The 19,267-nt window shown below is 65.0% G+C and carries 13 protein-coding genes; 2 read left to right on the forward strand and 11 right to left on the reverse strand.

Translation table 11 applies throughout. The annotated features are described in order from the left end of the window. Positions 1-30: 30 nt before the first annotated feature. From Rhe02_RS32445 to Rhe02_RS32465, 6 genes are all read right to left on the reverse strand, one after another. Entirely contained in the window at positions 31-336 is a 306-nt protein-coding gene (locus Rhe02_RS32445; protein ID WP_203912243.1) for a hypothetical protein, read from the reverse strand. Positions 337-542: 206 nt separating this feature from the next. Continuing rightward, the gene (locus Rhe02_RS50635) at positions 543-668 is read right to left on the reverse strand and encodes a hypothetical protein (RefSeq protein WP_275412659.1); all 126 of its coding nucleotides are present in this window, start codon (positions 666-668) and stop codon (positions 543-545) included. A gap of 68 nt (positions 669-736) precedes the next feature. Beyond that, positions 737-2,566: an ABC transporter ATP-binding protein gene (locus Rhe02_RS32450; protein ID WP_203912260.1), complete on the reverse strand. Its 1,830-nt coding sequence runs from the start codon at positions 2,564-2,566 to the stop codon at positions 737-739. A 309-nt stretch (positions 2,567-2,875) separates the two neighbouring features. Further along, complete coding sequence (locus Rhe02_RS32455) at positions 2,876-3,097, reverse strand: hypothetical protein (protein ID WP_203912244.1); 222 nt, start codon at positions 3,095-3,097, stop codon at positions 2,876-2,878. 431 nt (positions 3,098-3,528) lie between these two features. Continuing rightward, positions 3,529-4,161 carry an HNH endonuclease family protein gene (locus Rhe02_RS32460; protein WP_203912245.1) on the reverse strand — a complete coding sequence of 211 codons (633 nt, stop codon included), beginning with the start codon at positions 4,159-4,161 and terminating at the stop codon, positions 3,529-3,531. Between the two features lie 1,014 nt (positions 4,162-5,175). Beyond that, complete coding sequence (locus Rhe02_RS32465; RefSeq protein WP_203912246.1) at positions 5,176-5,601, reverse strand: hypothetical protein; 426 nt, start codon at positions 5,599-5,601, stop codon at positions 5,176-5,178. An 883-nt stretch (positions 5,602-6,484) separates the two neighbouring features. Here Rhe02_RS32465 and Rhe02_RS32470 point away from each other — a divergent pair. Continuing rightward, positions 6,485-9,505 (forward strand): AfsR/SARP family transcriptional regulator, encoded by a 3,021-nt coding sequence (locus Rhe02_RS32470; RefSeq protein WP_203912247.1) that lies wholly within the window; start codon positions 6,485-6,487, stop codon positions 9,503-9,505. A 113-nt stretch (positions 9,506-9,618) separates the two neighbouring features. On the opposite strand, the gene Rhe02_RS32475 is transcribed toward Rhe02_RS32470, so the two are convergent. Both Rhe02_RS32475 and Rhe02_RS32480 read right to left on the reverse strand, forming a co-directional pair. Continuing rightward, positions 9,619-11,067 carry an amidohydrolase family protein gene (locus tag Rhe02_RS32475; protein ID WP_203912248.1) on the reverse strand — a complete coding sequence of 483 codons (1,449 nt, stop codon included), beginning with the start codon at positions 11,065-11,067 and terminating at the stop codon, positions 9,619-9,621. Positions 11,068-11,586: 519 nt separating this feature from the next. Then, entirely contained in the window at positions 11,587-12,549 is a 963-nt protein-coding gene (locus Rhe02_RS32480) for a TolB-like translocation protein (protein WP_203912249.1), read from the reverse strand. 747 nt (positions 12,550-13,296) lie between these two features. Here Rhe02_RS32480 and Rhe02_RS32485 point away from each other — a divergent pair. Next, positions 13,297-13,950 (forward strand): hypothetical protein, encoded by a 654-nt coding sequence (locus tag Rhe02_RS32485; protein WP_203912250.1) that lies wholly within the window; start codon positions 13,297-13,299, stop codon positions 13,948-13,950. 189 nt (positions 13,951-14,139) lie between these two features. Here Rhe02_RS32485 and Rhe02_RS32490 read toward each other — a convergent pair whose 3' ends face one another. From Rhe02_RS32490 to Rhe02_RS32500, 3 genes are all read right to left on the reverse strand, one after another. Further along, the gene (locus Rhe02_RS32490; RefSeq protein WP_203912251.1) at positions 14,140-16,497 is read right to left on the reverse strand and encodes a phenylalanine--tRNA ligase subunit beta; all 2,358 of its coding nucleotides are present in this window, start codon (positions 16,495-16,497) and stop codon (positions 14,140-14,142) included. Between the two features lie 9 nt (positions 16,498-16,506). Continuing rightward, the gene (locus tag Rhe02_RS32495; RefSeq protein WP_203912252.1) at positions 16,507-17,562 is read right to left on the reverse strand and encodes a phenylalanine--tRNA ligase subunit alpha; all 1,056 of its coding nucleotides are present in this window, start codon (positions 17,560-17,562) and stop codon (positions 16,507-16,509) included. 374 nt (positions 17,563-17,936) lie between these two features. Further along, entirely contained in the window at positions 17,937-19,148 is a 1,212-nt protein-coding gene (locus Rhe02_RS32500) for a low temperature requirement protein A (protein ID WP_203912253.1), read from the reverse strand. Positions 19,149-19,267: the final 119 nt, after the last annotated feature.

Consider the following 19,267-nt stretch of genomic DNA (forward strand, 5'->3'; position numbering starts at 1 on the left):
GCAGCCACACCGGGTGTCGGCTATGTCATCTCATTGGCATTGCCACGCCGGGATCCAGCCGTCCAGGTCCGGCGCCTCGGCGCCGTGGCCGTAGAGCCAGGGGTCCCCCCAATTGCCGTCCCAGGAACGGGCGTGAATCCGGAACCCACGCCCGGCATGCAGGGTGAGAATTACGTTATTCCAAGGCCCGTCGCGCAGCCAGGTGTTCTGAAGCAGAATGCAGACCGGGCCGTCTCCCGGACTCGCGCTTGCCGGCGCAGCCGCCGTCAACGAGCCGGTAGCGATGATAGTCAGGACCGCCAGCAGCTGCCCGAGTGTTCGGCTAATTCGCTTCATTCGTTTCCTTCCGGTTCGTGCCGCACAGCCGACACATTATGTTCAGCGTGCGGCGCCGACCAGAATGGGAAGCCCTTGCCAAATTGGAGTTCGGCCCTCGCGGGCGGAGGCGACATGTCGTAGCGGCGCCGCAGTTTGTCGTCACCACCCCTGTCACTGTCCATCGGCCAGCGGTCAGCTCCTACCTGGCGGCAGTTCCTGACCGCTCAGGCACACACGATCCTGGCCTGCGACTTCTTCACGGTCGACGCCGTTTCCTCATACGGATCTACGTCCTGTTCGTCATCGAGCTGGACACCCGTCAGGTCCACATCGCCGGTGTCACCGCGCATCCCACCGGTGCCTGGGTGGTGCAACAGGCCCGCAATCTTTTACTGGCTCGCGGTCGCGAGGGCAATCCTCACGCTGCCTCCTTGGCTGTGGCGTAGCCCTGAGCCTGCAAGGTGAACAACGTTCGGTAGGCTCCGGCTGCGGCCATGAGCTGGTCGTGGTTGCCGGACTGGAGGAGCTTGCCCCGGTCGAGGACGTAGATGACGTCGGCGTGCCGGACGTTGGCCAACCGATGCGTGATCAGGATCGTGGTCAGGGAGCCCTGGCGGTCGCGGATTGCCTGGAAGAGCGCGTGTTCGGCTTTCGGGTCCAATGCCGAGGATGGCTCGTCCATGATGAGCAGGTCAGCTTCTCGCATGAAGCCGCGGGCGGCGGTGACGCGCTGCCACTGCCCGCCGGACAGTTCTTGCCCATCTTTGAAAGTCCGGTCCAGCAGGGTGTCGTAACCAAAAGGCAGGTCAAGGATCATGTCGTGGGCGGCGGCGCGGCGGGCGGCGGCGTAAATGCGTGGCAGGTCTGCGGTGGCGGTGCTGTCGCCGATGGCCACGTTGGTGGCGGCGCTGAACGGCCATCGATGGAAGTCCTGGGTGACCACAGCGATGCGGGCCTGCCAGCGTGCGGTGTCCAGGTCGCTGACCGGGTGACCGTTCCAGCTGACGGTGCCGGTGCCGGGTTGGCGCAGCCCGGCGATGATGGCGGCCAAGGTTGTTTTGCCGGAGCCGTTTTCGCCGACGAACGCGATGGTCTGCCCTGCCTTGAGGGTGAGGCTGACGTTGTCGACCGCGGGGGTGTCACGGTCGGGGTAGGACATGCTCACGTGGCTGATGGCAAGCTCGGACAGGGGCCCGGGATCTATGGCTCCCTTGTCGGGCGGCATGTGTGCTTGGGCGCGGTGCATGAAGCCCGTGTAGTCGCCGAAATGCTGGCCCTCCAGGTAGATCCGGTCGATGTGGATGGTCACCGTCGACAGCGACCGTTGCGCTGCCTGTACCGCGATCACACAGGTCGCCGCCGCCGAAAGGGGAATGTTCCCCGTGAACAGCAGCAGCCCGAGCAGCACGTACACGGCGGTGGTTGCCAGCCCGCCGATGACCGCCCCGATCGTCGTCGTGGTGGTGACCTGCCGGGCAAGTTTGAGCTGGATCGCGGTTTCCGCACCCATGACCCTGTCGTAGAGGTTGAGCAGGAAGCCACGCAGCGTGTAGGAACGCAGCTCGGTGGCGCTTCGCCTTTCGGCCATCTGCTGCTGCAGCACCCACAGCCGGCGGCGCCGGGCCGATCCGGCGACGTAGGTCTGGTAGCGCTGATGCCCGGCTTTGATCGCCGCCCACGCGTTGGGTGTGGTGGCCACCAGCAGGGCCGGTAGCAGCAGCGGGTGAATGACGATGACCGCGATGGTGACCGCGATCAGCCCCGCCAAGCCGGCGAGGAAGTTGAACGCGCCCTGCACCAAAGCGATGGCTGAATCGGTGCCACGCGAGGCGCGTTCCATGTCGTCGGCGAACTCGTCCTGATCAAAGGCATCCAGACGCACCGCCGTCGTGGTCTCGAAAAGGTGCCGCTCGATCTCGCGGTTCACCCGAGGGGTGAGCCCGTTTTGGGCATAGCCGTTGATGATGCCCATGCTCGCCCGCAACGCCGTGACTGCCGCCAGCCACCCCAAAGCAGGCAACGCGGCAGTGATCCGCTGCGGTGTCGGCCCGGCAGCGAACAGCTCAATCAGGACCCGCTGGGTGGCCAGCAGGCCGAACGCCGACATCACCCCGGCTGCGATCGTGGCGGCAGCGACGATGACGGTGCGGCGACGGTCGGCCCGCCAGCTGATCGCCATGGCCGTGGCAACCAATCGCGGCAACTGGGTGAGAACGGTCAGCAGTCGCGCGTCCGCGCGGGCTTTCATTCCCGTCTCCCACCACGTCGTGCGCAGCTCTGGCAGGACCGGCTCACCGGCCGCACCATAGGCCGGCACGTCTGCGGCGTCGGTGGACTTCTGGTCTGCGATGGTGGCGGCGGTCTGGGTCACAGCTGCTCCAATCGGGGCTGGGTGTATCCGGCCGCCCAAGTACTGCAGCGGGCACGACACCAAGTCATGCAAACATGATGCGGTTGGTCGACACGAGTGATGGCACTGCAGCCCAGTCTCGGCGCAGGGTATGACAGATCCTGTCGACTGGGCGGGTGTACCCCAGCCAGCATCATCCTTTCGGGATCAGGCAAATTTCGCCATCACAAAGGCGTTTCCTGCGGGCTTGTGCGTGCCGCTTGTGCGCTCTTTGGCGTATCCAGAGCTGTTCGGCCGCCCACGACCATTCGCGGCGGGTTGCGTCTTCGATGCCGCCGCGAACGCCAAGCCGCATGAGCCAATAGTTGATAACGACTGCCAGCCGGCCGCCATCACCGCCAAGCACGCGATCGCGTCGATTTTGATCATCAGTCGGTTTGCCCTGCTGGGGCAAAGATGCCGCTGCGGGCGCCGCGAGTCGCCTCGGGCAGGGTGAGATCAAGACACGGCACCTGCGGCACGCACGGCGAAGGCCCTATCAGCGACGACGACCACGAACGTCCAGTGACGGTTCCGTTGCGATTGGTTCCAGAGCCCTCAGAATAGGGGTCGAGGATGAGACCTGATGTCCGGGAATGCGCTGACCATCGGCGACGCTCAACTCTGACCACGGCGGATCCGGGCCGGCCAACGCTGCATTGCTGCGTAGGTGCACGGTAGGCGGCTGACTTGCGGGTGAGATTGTCGTCGTGGCCGAGAACACGTTGATAGCGGGCAATGGGCGGCATTCGAGCGACGGGCGTTCGGCGGGCTCGGACCTGGTGTGCGGTGGCCCGAGGCGGGCCACCGCAACGTGGTGTTCAGCAGGTGGCGAGCATGCTGTTGAGGGCTGACTTCTCGGCGCTGTCGACCGTCAGGGCGTAGAAGTACTTGACCTGGATCCAGGCGCGGGCGTAGGTACACCGGAATGAGGAAAGCGACGGCTGCCATTCGGCAGGGTCCTTGTCGCCTTTGGACTGGTTGACGTTGTCGGTGACGGCCCACAGTTCTGGTCCACCGAGGTCGTTGGCGTAGGTCTGCCGCCTGGCTGTCGTCCATGCCCAGGCGCCCGACGCCCAGGCCTCGGACAGCGGGACCATGTGATCGATGTCGACGTCGGAGGCATTGGTCCAGGTCGCCCCGTCGAACGGGCTGTACCAGGATCCGGAGACGGCGGCGCAGCTGCTGTTGACGACCACGTTGCTGCCGTCGCGTTTGAGCACCTGCTCTCGGGTGTTGCACGAGCCCGTGATCGTGATCCAGTGCGGGAACAGGTCCCGGTTGTACGTGGACTGGTGCGACTCCGCTGCGACTGTGAGCGAGTTGAGGCGGCTCAGCGCGGTGCTGTAGGACGGGATGTTGGGCGGGGTGGCGTAGGCCGGGGTCGCGGCGATGGCCACGGTGATGCAGATTGCGGCCGCCACGGTGATGGCGGCCTTGATGGCGCGGGCCATGTGCAGGCTCCTGACTGCCCGGCACCGTGGCCGGAAGGGGGCCGGCAGGGGCTTGGCGCGCGGGCACATCGAGCATGCCAAATATAGGTTTCGATTGACGGACCCACCGTTGAAGGTGGCATGAATATCATTTCAGCGTTTTACCAGGCCGCCCGGTCGCCGATCAGGCATCGGTGAGGCTGGGCCAAGCGCACCGAGATGGACCTCCCATGCGCAACGCTGTTGCGTCCGGCGTCAAGGCCGACTGTCCAGATCGTTAGACCAACCCACCGGACAGTGATCGCGAGCGAAGCGAGCCGCGATCCCCTTCGCGTCGCAAAACCAACACCAAGCGGACGGTGCCGCAAACACCTGGCTTCGCGGAACGGTATTCAGTGTTCATGGCATCCTCCACCGAGTCGTCCTCTTGCTAGCCAATACATATCGCTGCGATTGAAACGCTATGAGATTTGGCAACGTGAAGGCTATCCTCAGCGGTACTCGGCCTCACCACCAACGCGATCGCAGCGGCGGCACACTTGGGAAACGTTGCGGCGCGGATGTTCCAGGCAACACGGATCGCTCGCCACTCAACCGATCGCGCATTAATGCGGATCTGATGATGTAGATCTCAACGTCTCGAACGGTGCCGTATGCGGATGCCTGTACATGCGCTCACTCAGAAACCCACGCTCTCAATGAGCGATCCCTCAATGAGACCGGGGGGTGCCGTTCCAGCTACTCAGCTTGTGCTGGCGACGTTATCACCGTCAGAAGCCGGGTGGCCTGCTGTCGTCAATCAGTTCGCGGTCGCGTGCTGTGCCGCGTATTTGTCGACGGCCTAGATACCGTCGACGCTAGTGCCCACGACTGATTGAACGCGCTGAGGTGCCGCTTAATCGTTGTCCACCTTCAAGCCGGCGTCGAAGCAGCCGGTGAGTGTGCGCTGCAGAGCACCGACGGCGCTGCCGTGGTTTCCGACGCCAACCGGCCCGCGCCAATGCACGGGCCGGTTGTCATTGCGCGAGACGAAAGTCAGTTGACGAAGCTCGCCGTTGGGCTGGAGATGTTGTAATGCAGCACACCGCTTGAAGTGTAGACGTAGACGATCGATTTTGCCGTGTAATCCTCGTTGGGCAAGCTGTCGCATGGCCTGCTTGCGGCGGGGTAGGGGTAGTTCTTCACGGTGGTGAACACACCATCGGCCACCTGTTGCGCATGGCCCTTTATCACCATGACGAGCCCCCAATGGTGAACCGATTGGCTCGCCGGGGTGGCAAGGTAGATCCAGCCTGTGCACCGGCTAATGCCGGCTTTGCCGTGGATGCAGACGTGCACATTGGGGTTCGAGGTGTTGCATAGGGTTCCCGAAGCCGCCATCGCCGGTGACGCGTTGACGGCGGTGAGTCCGCTCAGCATAAGGGCCAGCACCAACAGCCCCCGAGTGATTCGCCTTACCATATGTCTCCTCCCGTATACACCATGACAGACCGAACGGTGGGCCTACCCCCGCAGGGCCGCCTCTCTTTGAGGCATGAGTGTCTTGCCATATGTCGTTCTATGAATTGCACATGCACCACCAGTTTCGTGGGCTACTTCACATAAGCGGGATGGGATCCGACCATCCAACCCAGACGCTAGGTGAGCGGCGAAAGCGGACGACAAAGCCAAAGCGTTTCGCCGTGTTCCGGGGACGGTGAACGTCGCGCCGTGGGGAGACGCTCGTGCCGTCTACCCACAGACCCCCCCGTACGTCCGCTAACGAGCGTCACGGCAGCCGTTGCCGTATCAGCCGTCGTGCGATGCGTCGTCAGGTGTTGCCCCGTATGGGTACTCCTTCCTCTCGTTGTGCTGAGCGGACACTCCCGTATTGATCGCCGCTGGCCGGTCCCTCAGCTGTTTTCATCGCGATAATCATCGATCTTTCCTCGGTGTGCTGGAGTACGGTGACGGCGGCCAGGATCGGGGTGGCCCGCTGTGGGCAGCAGCGCAGCTTAGTCAGGATCCTCCAGCGTCTGGGGGTGGCATTGACCCGTCCGCCCAGGGCGCGGGCCTTGGCACCGCGAAGGGGCTGGTGGAACGCATCGTGCAGGCGGCGCGGTTGAACTCCGGCTGTGCGGTCCGATGCGGATGTGTGTGGGCCCGTGCCGATGTTTGACTTCGTCCAGCCAAACAGCTGTGCCCTATGGCCTCTCTGTTGCTGAAGCCCGGCACGGTGGTTCGCGATCGCCTTGAAAGCGCGCACTAGCCTCCATCCATCAAGGAGAAGAAATGAAGTAATGCGAGTACCGTGCCTTAGTTGGTTGAATGACGGCTTAACGTCGTTGAAATCGGGGCAGATGACATGAATCCACGCATCCAACTTCTTGGTCCGGTCCGCGGCTGGCTGGGTGACGCTGAGCTGGATCTGGGCTCGCCGCGTCAGAAGGGCCTGCTGGCGCTGCTCGCTCTCGCTGCGGGCCAGCCGCTGTCGCGGTCGTACCTGACCGAGTCGCTTTGGGGAGACGAACCTCCCGCCAGCCATGCCAACGTGATCCAGGTCTACGTGACGCGGCTGCGGCGGGCCTTCGAGCCGCACCGGCCCGCCCGCCATCCAGGCCAGGTCCTGACTGCCATCGGCGATGGTTACGCGCTGCGAATCGACCCTGGCGCGGTGGACGCATTGCGCTTCCGGCGAGGCCTCTCCCAGGCCGCGACGGCACGCCGAGCGGGCGATCACACTCGAGTCAGGTCGCTGCTCACGCCTGTTCTGGCCGAGTGGGCCAGCCCGCTGCAGGACGCCGCTTTCTTCAGCGATCAGAGGACCTTCGCGTCCCTTGTGGATGATCGCTGGACGGCCATCGCCTGGCACGCCGCAGCCACGATTGAGACCGGCGACGCCGCGCAGGTGCTTGCCCCGCTGAAGGAGGCGGCTGCAGCCCGGCCGTGGGACGAGGCGATCCAGGCGCTGCTGATCCGTGCCTTGCACGCGGTTGGCCGCAGGGGCGACGCGATCAACACCTATCGCCGCATCCAACAGTCGTTGCGCGACGACCTCGGCGTCGAACCGGGACAGGAGCTCGTGGAGGCGTTCGGACTGGTGTTGTCCGACGCCACAGCGGAACCCGAGGTCCGCGAGCCGGTCGTGGTCGCGCAGCTGCTCCCGCGTACCGGCCACTTCACCGGACGTCGCACCGAGCTGTCCAGCCTGCGATCCCTGCTTGAAGGACAGCACACCCGCGCGCAAATCGTCTGCGTCGAGGGCGGCCCTGGCGTCGGCAAGACCAGTCTGGCCCTGGAGCTCGCGCACTCGCTTGCGCCCCGCTTCGGCGACGGCCAGCTGTTCATCGATCTGCGCGGCCACGACCCCGCAGCCTCGGTTGGATGCGCAGAGGCGCTGGTGTACCTCCTGCGATCGCTGGGCACGGACGAGTCCCGGCTGCCAGAGGACCAAAACGAGCTGGCCGCACGCTACCGAACGGCAGTCGCGGGCCGCAGCTTGCTCGTCGTCCTGGACAACGCGGCCAGCACCGAGCAAATCCTGCCGCTGCTTCCGGCCACGCCATCGTGCGCGGTGATTGTGACCAGCCGCTACAGCCTGACCGCCTTGTCCACGCACCAGGCCGCCAACCGCCATCACCTCGGCATGCTGTCCATCGACGATTCAATATCATTGGTCGCCCTGGTCATCGGCGCGCAGCGCATAGCAGCCGAGCCAGAGGCCGCCGACGTACTGGCGCGGCTGTGCGGTGGCCTGCCGCTCGCGCTGCGAATCACCGCCGCGAAGCTGCTCGCAGACCCGGATCGCAAACTCGAGTCCATGGCCACCGAACTCGCGCGTGAGCAGCAGCGGCTCGGCGGCCTGTCGGTCGAGGACGGCGGGCGCAGCGTGCGAGGCGCGTTCCAGTGGTCATACCGAGCACTTTCCACGCCCGAGGCTCGTGCGTTCCGCCTGCTGAGCCTGCATCCCGGGACGACGTTCGCCACCGATCTCGTCGCGGCGCTGACCCACCACACGGCCAAAGCCACGACCACCCTGCTGGCCCGTCTGGCGAGCGCCCACCTCATCGACGCCGTCGATGTCGGTCGATACCGTGTTCACGATCTGTTGCGCCTCTTCGCTGGTGAGCTACTAGAGTCGCAAGAGACCGCAGACCAGCGCGATGCAGCCCGGCATCGCCTGCTGCACTGGTACCTCGATGTCGCCGACGGCTGCAACCGCCTGGTCACCCCACTAAACAATCTCGTCACCCGCCCCACCAAGTCCGAGCCACTGCCATTCGCGGCCGGTCAGAAGGCCGCATTGGCCTATCTGAGCGGCGAGGCGGACAACCTTCCGCTGGTCGTGCGCGACGCGTCCCGGCATGGTTTCGACCTCGAGTCCTGGCAATTGGCTTACCTCCTTTTCTCGTTCTACCTATCGTGTACCCGGCCGGCCGACTTCCTCGCATGCGCCAACTGGGGTCTGGGTGCCGCAAGGCGCACCGGCGACCGCCGCGCCGAAGGGATCATGCTGAACATTGCGGGCATCGCCGCCAACATCGCCCACCGAATGCAGGACTCGATCGATCTGCACCAGCAGCAGCTCGCTATCTGGCAGGAACTGGGCGAACCCGCACGCGAGGCAGCGGCGTGGACCAACCTCGGCACCACCAAGGGATGGATGAACCGGCACAAAGAGTCGCTGGCGGCCTACCAGCATGCGCTCGAGCTTTACACTGCTGCCTGCGACACTGTCCGAAGTGGATATACACTCGACAATATCGGCAACAAGGCAAGGGACCTGGGCGACCTCGCCCTGAGCCAAGACAGCCTGCTGCGCGCGCTGGCGATCTGGCGCGAGGCAGGCTACCCCCAAGGCGAGGGGCAGGCCCTGTACGAACTCGGCAAGACGAAGTTTGCCGCCGGCGACCGGGCTGCCGCGCTCGAGCTGCTAAACCAGGCGCTTGGCTTGCAACGCGACATCGGAGACGACCGCATGGCCGCTTTGAGCCTGCACTGGATCGGCAAGATACACACACGCACGGGCGACCTCACGAAGGCCGCCGGCCACCTGGAGCAGGCGTTGGAACTGTTCCGCGGCATGCACGACGAGCATGGCGAGTCTGCAGTGCTGACCACCCTCGCGGCCGGCCTGACCGCCCAAAACGACCACTCCGGCGCGCACCAACTACTGAAACAGGCCTGGACGCTGCGCAAGCGCCTGCCCGACCCGCTGGAAGAGGGTCTACTACATGACGCGATCAGCACGCTCGCATCACACATGGGCGACACCCAACGAGCCGAAACCCACCGGGCCACGGCCAACACGAAGTTCGCCGAGGCCGACTGCGCTGAAGCCCGCCAAATGATGGGCGCAAACACAAAAGACCACATCGCGCAGTGACCCGGCAGGCGATCAGCCGGCGAGTCCTTATCGGACGGCGTGAGCCCGGTCTCACTATGGAACGGTCATCGGACGACTCGATGTCGGTGGTGCATCGCGCTGATGGGCGTGCGTCATTGGCAGCGGCAGGCCGTGCCGAGGGCGTGGCCGGCTGGTGCGTTGGCTGCCTCCTGTACTTGGGCCAGGATCTTGGCTCGTTGTTGTGCGGTGATGAGCTTGCCGCGTGTGACGATGGCGTGGATGCGCTGGGTGTTGCGGATGTCGGTCAGCGGGTTGGCGTCGAGCACTAGCAGGTCGGCGACTTTGTTGGTCTCGACCGTGCCCATGGTGGTTTGCAGACCTTGAAAGCGAGCCGCGTCGGCGGTCATTGTGCGCAGCGCTCGTGCCGGGCTGAGCCCGGCTTGCACAAGCAGTTCGAGTTCGTCGTGGGCGGCGAAACCTGGGAACACAAAGGGATTGGGGGCGTCGGTGCCGCCGAGGATGCCCACGCCTGCCCGCTCCATCGCGGCGACCATGTCCATCCTGAAGCGTGTGAACGCGGGCGGTGGTGCAGCCCGGTTGAGGGAGGCGGTCCACCATTGGCGGGTGGCGTTGTCGATGTACTTCAGGCGCGGATCGTCGCGCAGCATGTCCGCCGGCACCGACGACACCCGCCTAACCGTCAGGGTTGGTGTCTGCCAGCAGTTCTTGTGCGCCATGAGGTCATACAGCGCCGCCGCCTTGCTTGGATCGTGAGCCAGCGACGCCTCCACTTCGGCCTCGTACATGAGGTCGAATAGGCCGCCCGGGTTTGCCCGGGAGCTGTGATAGTCGTTGAGCCGTTGCAGGATGCGGGTTTCGTGCACCGACGTCGCGGTCGGCATGCTGAACAGGTGCTCGAAGCTGCGCATGCCCGCGGTGACCACGTCGCGTACCGGCAGGCGGATCGGCTGATGACCGGCGAAGGGCAGCCCGAGCCGGCCCGCCTCGTCGGCCAGGGCATAGAACGCCTCCTGCCCCAGGTAGGAATACACTTTGATGAAGTCGGCGTTGGCTAGCTTGGCGGCACGTACCGCGGCCCGGCCATCGGCCGCGGACACCGCCTCGGTGGCGCGTGGCGCCCAGACCGACTGCGCACCGTCGATGAGGTTGCTGGCGATGGTGAAGCGGGGCCCAAGCAGCTGGCCACGTTCGATGCGCTGCCTGACCGCATGGGTTTGCGGCATACCCCACATTTCGCGGACGCTGGTCACACCGTTGGCGATATGCAGCGCAAGCGTGATCCGGTCGTTGAGACCGTCGTGGGTGTGCATGTCCCACAATCCCGGGATGATGAATTTGCCGCGCACGTCGACGACCTCAGCCGGCGGCATTTGGGAATGGTGCCCGATCCAAGCAAGGCGATCCCCAGCCACCACGATGGTGGTGTCTGGCCGCGGGGGTGAGCCCGTTCCGTCGATCACCGTGGCCCCCGCAAGGACCAGAAGGTCGTCGTTGCGCAGGGGTTTTGATCCGCCCATTGTGGCGGAGGAAGCGGCCGCTGCCAGCCACATCAGAAACCGCCGGCGGTTGTGAACGCTCACATCGACTAATGTATGGCCATAAGGCAACCGAGGCCCGCCGACGATCAGTCAGTCATACAGTCACCCTCCTGCGGCGCACAGGCCAGACGATGGTCGGCCCGGCCGCCGATACCCACGCCCTAGCAGACGCCCAGCCGAAGATCCTCACGCGGCCCGACTGAGGCCATTTTTGATCATGCGGCTTCTTCGGGCACGCGCCGACACCGGGCACGAACCCCCGTCGTCATCGCCGGCTCGACCTAGCGGCGGATCGTCCCGCGAGCCACGCCCAGCGATCCCGCCACGTCGCACGCCATGTTGCTCTCGACGCTGAACCGATGACGCCCGCAACGGGACTTGGTCCTAGTGGTCAATGCTGTCGTCGAGCGGGCTGGCCGACTCAGATCTCAGGGATCTGACCGTCTCACATGGGAACGGTCTTCGTACGCCGTCGCCGAGGAGTGGGCTCAGCGAATGGGTCGGCGCAGCGCGTTGTTGATCTGCGTGCGCAGCTATGCCGTACCTCGTCGATGGTTCTGGTCATGGGCTTGGCAGGGTGAGGATGGTGATGGCGTCTGGCTCGGCGATCGCCAGGCGTGTCCGGTCGGGATGCAGCGCGGCGATCGGCGTGGGAAAGTTGGTGTCCTCGTAACTGCCTTGCGTCGTGCCGATTGGCACGTCGGGCCATTCGGCGATCACGTCGCCGGTTATGGGGTCGAGCAGTTGCGGATGGCCGTAGAGCGTGATGACGCGCGAGCCGCAGGCGATCAGGGTGCCCATCGGGTAGCCGACGGTGGCGCGGTGCAGCCAGCGGGATTGGCTGACGGACCAGACGCCCAGTTGTCGCGGGCCGAGCGCGTCGGCGTCGTCGAACAACGGTTCGTGGTCGGTAGTGGCGATGACGACACGGTCGGAGTCGAGCCAGCACGCCGCCGCGACATCGGTACAGTAGGCGTCGAGCGGCATGATGCCATCGCCGTCCAGAGCGCTCGCGTCGCGGACCGCCAGGTCAAGATCGAAGATCATTACCTCGTCGTTTCCGTACCTCTCGCCGGCCGTCATCAGGCGACGCCCGTCGGGGCTTATCGAGAGCCGAGATTGGTACACGTCGGGTTGATCACGTGGCCCGTCGGTTAGGCGTTGCCCGGTCTGTGCGTCGTCGATTTGCAGCACGTAGGGGTGGTCCGGGCAGTGCACCACGACCTCGCGTCCGTCGGATAGGGCGCCCAGCGCGATCGGATAGTCGATGGTGTCTGCGGCGCAGGGGTAGGGGTCGCGGGTCAGCTCACGCACGATCTCGCCGCCCTGCAACAGCAAGGCTTTCGTGCCGCGTTCGGCGTACACAGCCTGAAAGCGACCCGACGGTGAGACCAGCCCCCGATCGAAGGGAAGACCGAAGCTGCGCCGGATGCTGGGTATGTCCACCGTGCCGTCGAGACGCCAGCGGTCAGGGCCATCGGCGAAGTCGACAAGGTCGTCGCCGTCCCACCGCAGCGTAGTCACGGACCTGCCCGTAGCGACGCGCTGCACGGTCTCCACAGGCCCTCCCACCCGAAGGCTCGATCCAGCCCACCTATCGACACGCAACGATAGTGCATCCGCCCGGCCCGGGCAGCGCAATTTCCACGCGGACAATGGTTTCTGTACTGCTGTCGTCGGCCTTGCGGCGGCTACCCGCCCGCGGGTTCGTGACGCCAGGAAACGGCTAGTCCATGAGCTGGCTTGCCGGTAGTGCGCGCCAGCGGAGGAAGACGGCACTTGTTCCATCAGCGTTGCCTGTTGGGAACCGTGAGCGGATGCCGGCATCGCCGTCATCTTTCCGTTGCGCTTTTGACGTTGGCCGTGAGGGAACAACGGCTATCGGACGCCGTCGTCGCTGCGCGCCGACATCTCTTGCCGGTGCTGTCCTTGGGGGAACGGCCGATCGAACTTTCCGTTGCTGTGTCTGAAGCAACGTGCATCGCACAGCGCCGCCGAACCTTGATTTGGAGCTCAGCCTCATGCAAAACCGGTGATTGCAAAAAAGGTTCTTGCTGAATAGGTGTCATAGTTGAGCACCGATGATTGCCTCGGGTCGAACCACCACGGGTAAATTGGCTGGCCCGCTGCTACGGCCATGAGCAGAAGTGTTCTTGCTTGGCCTATGAGGCGCGCGTGTTTGGTGGACCTCACTCTGGTTGGATAGGGGGCGTGACTGATTGGGCATCGTTGCGGGATGCATACGGGTCTGCCGAGCGGGTGCCCCTTCTGTTGGCTGAGGCCGAGCGCGCAGCGGATGACGGCGATCCTTGGAACGAGTTGTGGCGTCGTCTTTGCCATCAGGGCACCGTGTACAGCGCCAGCTACGCCGCGCTGCCCGCGCTGGCCGAGATGAGCCGACGGCGTGCCCCGAGCGGGTACGTGCCCGCGTTGCACTTGGCCGCCGCAATCCTCGCCTCGAACGATGGTGCCGAGGATGCAGCTGCAGCCCGCCGACGTTACGAGACCGAGGTCGCCGACCTTCGCACCATGGCCAGTGTGAATCTTCAGCACGCGAAGGATGACACAGAGTTCGTGTACGGGCTGCAAGCGCTCATGGCCTTCGAGGATGGGGGTGTCTGGCAGCGAAACCTCGATCGGCTGACCGATGGCGAGTTGGAGTTCGACTGTCCATCGTGTGGCGAACATCTACTGATTAACCTCAATGACTCGGAAGTCACAGCCGAGAGTTTCTCAGACGGTTCGCTCGCGGCAACTGCGGTAACGCCGGTTGAGGCTCCCGCGGCCACAGTCGAAGGCCGGCTGCTCGCGCTCGCGCGTGCCAGCGACTGGCCCGAGGTCACCAGAAAACTGCCATACGTCTTCGGGACTGTGGCCTGCCCACGCTGCCACGCGTCGTTCGCGATCCCTAAAGCGCTGACGTGACGGCGCAGTGAGCATTCTGCTGCAACGGCGATGAGAGTCGGCCGAGAACTCAAGACACGTCGTCTTCGCGGCGCAGCTCGTCGACGCGGGAGCGCCGCCCGCATCGCCGGCCCGCCCCCATGGCAGCACTTTGTTGGGACCGGCCGTTGCGCGACCACGGCAGTCGAGGCAAACAGATCCCGAACTGAGTCACTGCCGTAGGACGGCTCCCGTTTGCGTTTCCAAGGCGGCCAAGCTGGCCGTTCTTGCCGCGCCGATGACTTCCGCGGTCAATGTCGAGCCACGCGGGCGCAATGTCACCCGCAGCGACACCGACCGGTGTCCTGCAGGCACCCAAGACCCCCGGAACTCGTCGACGAACTCGACACGATGCACCAGCGGATGGGACTGCGCCACCACGGATTCCAGCTCAGCCCACGCGATGCGTTCCGCCACCACGACTGAGAGGTCGAAGTCGGCCTCCGGCAGGTCAGCGATCGGCACGTAAGTGTTGTGCCGCGAAGGATGCGACACGAGCTTGCCGATATCGATTTCGGCATAGGCGACGTGCACGCCGCCGTCGATTCCGGCCGCTCGCAGGCATCGCTTGTTCACCAGCCCGATGATGCCGGCCGTCTGGTCGTCCACGGTGATGCCCAGCCGGGCGACCGTGTCGGTCCAGGCCGGCCAAGGCGATTCGCCGAATCCTATCCCGACCAGATGCCCGTAGCGGTTCAGCATTTCGACGGTTCCCTTGGCACGCCTGAACAGTGCCGCGCCGTCTCCTCCCACCTGGCACATTCCCAGCTGTTTGTCCTGGCGTGGCAACACCTCGAAATGGCCTTTGTATGGCTCGTCCTGTCCGGCCCGGAACACGGTGCCCACCTCGAACAGCGCGAAACTGTCGTGGTAGCGCAGGTTGCCGACGATCGCCTCCAGCAGTGTCGGCAACAACGTGGGCCGCAGGTTGCCACGGTCCGGCGACGGGGCGCCCTCGAAGCGGATCAGCGGCAGGCCGTCTTGGCCTGCGGCGGCAAGGTACTGGTCGGCGGCCCAGGGATAGGTCACGACCTCCTGCATTCCGGCCCGCGTGGCAAGCAGCTCGCGCAGAACCCGGTCGAGGGGACGCTGGTGAAGTTGGCGCACCGGACGCAGCGCCACGGTCAGCGCGGCGACCGGCAGATCGTCATACCCGCGGATGCGGGCGATCTCCTCGACAATGTCGTGCGGCAGCGAAATGTCCCCGGTCGAGCGCCAAGAAGGGGCGGTGACGGCCAGCTTGCCGTCCTGCGCGATCACGGCGAATCCCAGCGATTGCAGCACTGTTTGCGTCTTGGCCGCATCCACGTCCTCGCCGATACGCGAGCTGAGGAAATCCAGACCGACCTGCACCCGGGCAGGCTGTGTCGCCTCGACAATGACATCGTCGATGCCCTCAACGGTGACACCCGGGACCTGCTTTTCCAGCAGCGCCAGGTAAAGGCCAACCGCTGCGTCGACCCGGTCGGTGTCTAGACCCTTCTCGTAGCGTGCCGATGCCTCGGTGCGGATGCCAAGCTGCTGGGAGGCGCTGCGCACGGGCTGCGCACGGAACGTGGCGACCTCCAGGATCATCTGCCGGCTTGTGCTGATGACCGAGGATTCTGCCGCGCCGATAACTCCTGCCACGCCCACCACCGCGTGCTGGTCACGCACCACCGGCAGGCCGGCGGGCAGTTGCGTGGGGCCGGTGAGCAGATCTGCTTTTGTGGCAGCGGTGGTGGCCAGCACTCTCAGCGGGAGCGTCACCCGTTCGGCGTCGTAGACGTGATTGGGTTGCCCAACGGTGAACATCACGTAGTTGCTGAGGTCCACCAGCGGGTTGATGCTGTTCTCCCCTATCCGGGCCAGCCTGCTGCGCAGCCACAGCGGTGCCTCGCCGCTGTTGTCGGCGCTGAAGCGCACGGCGGCGAAACGCTGACACAGCTGCGGTTCGAGCTGTCCCACCAATCCTTGCCCGGCCGGTGGCCGGGCAGCGCACGGCAGCGCACGCAGTGGCAGGCCGTAGATCGCCGCGAACTCGCGGGCGACACCGTAATGCCCCCACAGGTCCGGGCGGTTGGTCAACGACTTGTTGTCGACCTCCAGCACGACATCGTCGAACCCGATCACCTCCGCCAGCCGAGCACCGGCCGGCGGGTTGAGGTCGGTGAGGTCGAGCACCTCGCCGGCTGCGGATCGTGGAAACAGTTGGTGAAGCCGAAGGCCTGCAGCCGAACACAATTCCACTTCACCCCCCGGGGCCACGGACACCGCCACGGCAACGAACCGGCCCGCTGCCACACCGGACAACACGGTCGTCACATTCACCGACTGCCCGCCCAGGTCGCACGTGACCTGGCTGCCTCCGCCGGAAGCCGAGGCCACAGCCACGATCCGGCCGACCACCACGTTTGCCAACCCTGCCGAGACATCGACAACGTCCTCGACCTCGACCGTCTTGAGCGTGAGCTGATGTGCCAGCTCCGTTGCCGGTACCCCCGCAGGGAGATCAACAAATTCGGAGATCCATTCAAGCGACAGTTTCACGTGGTCTCCTTATGCGAACTGGCGCAGGTAGCGAAGATCGGCGCTGTGCATCATCCGCACGTCATCGATGCCGTACCGCATCATGACCAGCCGGTCCAAGCCGACATTGACATAGAACCCGGTCCACCGGTCCGGGTCGATGCCGCCGGCGCGCAGCACGTTCGGGTGCGGGCTGCCGCCCGGCATCACCTCAAGCCACCCCACATAGCGGCACGTTCGGCAGCCGTCTCCGGAACAGACCTGACACACCATGTCAATCTCGAAACCTGGCTCCACGAACGGGAAGAAGCCGGTGCGCATTCTCGTCGGAACATCACGGCCGAACACGGTGGAAAGGATGGTGTCCACGAGGAACTTGCCCGCGGTCAGCGGCACCCGCTCATCCACCATCAGCACCTCGTACTGGAAGAACGCCCGCTCGTGCCGGGCGTCGGTGCTCTCGTTGCGGTAAACCCGGCCCGGATAAACAAACCGGAAGGGCGGCGTGCGCTCGCGCATGAACCGCACACTTGCCCCCGTCAGATGCGGACGCAGACACAACCGTTGCGCCCCCTGCTTTCCCGTCATCCCTTCCAGCCAGAAGGTGTCCATGCTCTCCCGGGCCGGATGATCGGGCGGGAAGTTCATATAGTCGAACTCGAATTGCTCAGAGCTGATTTCCGGGCCTTCGTAAACCTCGAAGTTGAGCGCAGCGAAGGCATCGTTGAGGTCGTACATCATCTGCACCGTCGGGTGTAACGTCCCGTCACCCAACCAAAGCCCCGGCAGGGTGACGTCGAACGGATGCGCCAACACCGGCTCGCTTCCCAGCAGCTCCTGTTCACGACGCTCAAGCGCATGAACCACCTGCTGCTGCGCCTCGTTGACCGCAGCGCCCACCACCCGCTTATGGTCCGCGGCGAGGTTGCCGATCATCCGGCGAACCGCCAGGACCTTTCCTGTCTTGCCGATCGCTTCACGGCGGACCACATCCAACTCCGCCAGCGTCGGTGCGGTCTCGATCCGGTCAAGCGCCGCCTGTGTCGCCTCGGCCAAACCAGCCAAGATCGCGATTTGATCGTCCATGTTTTCCTTCTCTACACACCTGACTTGGGCACAAGACGAAAAAGCCCCCGGCCACCGGGGGTTGACTGCTCAGGCGTGAGGAAGTCTCAGCTCAGCTCGATCAGCCCACCGGTCACCCGGGGGCACCTAAATCGACGCACGCTGCAAGCCACGCCGACATGTTGCCATCATCAACCCCCTCGCCGCAAGCGCACTACGCACCCCACGATCCTCCCCTCCACAATGGACGCGCTGTCTGGTCCGTGAACTCCGGTGCGCTGTTCCAGCGGCGCCGCGGCGGCGGTGACTTCCCGCCGTAAGATCGGGCGCAGGCTGCCTACTGTCGGCGCGGGTTCCGTTGTGTATCGGTAGATGGCGTCGCGGGGATGTGAGTGTCAGGTGATGATTCCGGCGTGGCGGCCGCGGATGAAGTCATAGATGACCACCGACCACAGCACCGCGGCGGACAAGACAAGCGTGAGCATTGCCGAGTCGGTCTGCCAGGCGACGAGGGCCACGACCGCTAGCATGGCGGCGGATATGACCCGGGCTGCTACGCCGTGGGTCAGACGCAGTTGGGGTGGCCCGGCGCCCACGGCGGTGGCGCATACGACCGCTTCGGCGAGCACGAATATGATTTGGCCGGCGATGAGGATCAGCCCGCTGGGCCGGCTGTGTTCGGTGTTTTCGTGTAGCAGCAAGTCGACGCCTGCGCCGTTGAGCGCCAGTCCGAACGCGATGGGCATGTGGGCGAACAGCCATATCACGAACGGGCGTTGGGAGGCCGTGCCCGGGCGGGAAAGGGCGGTAATGGCTTCAATGTCGATGCGGTCGAAGTAGATCCACCACATCGCGACCGCGCCGGCTACCGACAGCGCGACCAGTACGCCCGCCGACCACGTCAAGCTGCGGGTAGCGGAACCGGCGACTGCGCCGATGAAACTCTCGCCCAGCATGAGGATCGTGAACAGCCCGTACCGCTCGGGTAGGTGGCTGACATGCGGCGGGTACCGGCGATGAAAACGGGTGCCACGTACATAGGTCAGGATCTCGATGAGAAACCCGGCGCCCCACAGCCAGGCACCCCAACGGACCGGCAGCGCCACGCCCACCCACCACAGCAGGACGCCCGAGCCGTACCCGATGAGGAAATGACGTGTGAGCGGGCGAGCCTCAGGGATGAAACGCTGCGCCCGCCAAATCTCCAGTACCTGAAGCGTGCGGACCAAGGCGTACGCGGCGGCGATCACCCGGATGTCGGCAAGCCCACCGCGGGCGATGCTCGCCGCCAACAGCGTGAGCGCGATGAGCTGCAGGGTGCCGATCAGCCGCTTCGCCCGGTCGGTGTCGGCGTCGAACCGGGTCGTGTAGAACACCTCACCGACCCACGCCCACCACACCACCGAAAACAGCAGCGCCGCCTGGCCAACCCCCCACCAGCTCGGATCGTGAACGACGATCAGGCCGATCTGCCCGACAATGACAACAAACGCCAGATCGTAGAACAGCTCGAACCACGTTGCTTGTCGATGCCCACGCTCGCCTGTGCGCAGCTGCGGCTGGCCCAGCCACCCGCGATGAGGCACCGACATGTACCGCCGAGTCACCCTGAAAAGCTATCCCAGACTATCTGCTTCGAGCCCGCTCACCACGGTGACATCGAGGCTCAATGTCGGGCTGAACGGTGCCGAAGCCTGGGCCCGGATTCCGCGGCCATCGGTGATGG

The sequence above is a fragment of the Rhizocola hellebori genome (genome assembly GCF_016862955.1).
In the GTDB taxonomy this organism is placed as follows: domain Bacteria; phylum Actinomycetota; class Actinomycetes; order Mycobacteriales; family Micromonosporaceae; genus Rhizocola; species Rhizocola hellebori.

What these genes read in the sequence shown, in the direction of transcription:
- Rhe02_RS32460 (WP_203912245.1), bottom strand. Translation starts at nt 4,161, where the DNA reads ATGGCCCGCGCCATCAAGGCCGCCATCACCGTGGCGGCCGCAATCTGC.
- Rhe02_RS50635 (WP_275412659.1), bottom strand. Translation starts at nt 668, where the DNA reads ATGCGCGGTGACACCGGCGATGTGGACCTGACGGGTGTCCAGCTCGAT.
- Rhe02_RS32445 (WP_203912243.1), bottom strand. Translation starts at nt 336, where the DNA reads ATGAAGCGAATTAGCCGAACACTCGGGCAGCTGCTGGCGGTCCTGACT.
- Rhe02_RS32470 (WP_203912247.1), top strand. Translation starts at nt 6,485, where the DNA reads ATGAATCCACGCATCCAACTTCTTGGTCCGGTCCGCGGCTGGCTGGGT.
- Rhe02_RS32465 (WP_203912246.1), bottom strand. Translation starts at nt 5,601, where the DNA reads ATGGTAAGGCGAATCACTCGGGGGCTGTTGGTGCTGGCCCTTATGCTG.
- Rhe02_RS32450 (WP_203912260.1), bottom strand. Translation starts at nt 2,566, where the DNA reads ATGAAAGCCCGCGCGGACGCGCGACTGCTGACCGTTCTCACCCAGTTG.
- Rhe02_RS32495 (WP_203912252.1), bottom strand. Translation starts at nt 17,562, where the DNA reads ATGGACGATCAAATCGCGATCTTGGCTGGTTTGGCCGAGGCGACACAG.
- Rhe02_RS32455 (WP_203912244.1), bottom strand. Translation starts at nt 3,097, where the DNA reads ATGATCAAAATCGACGCGATCGCGTGCTTGGCGGTGATGGCGGCCGGC.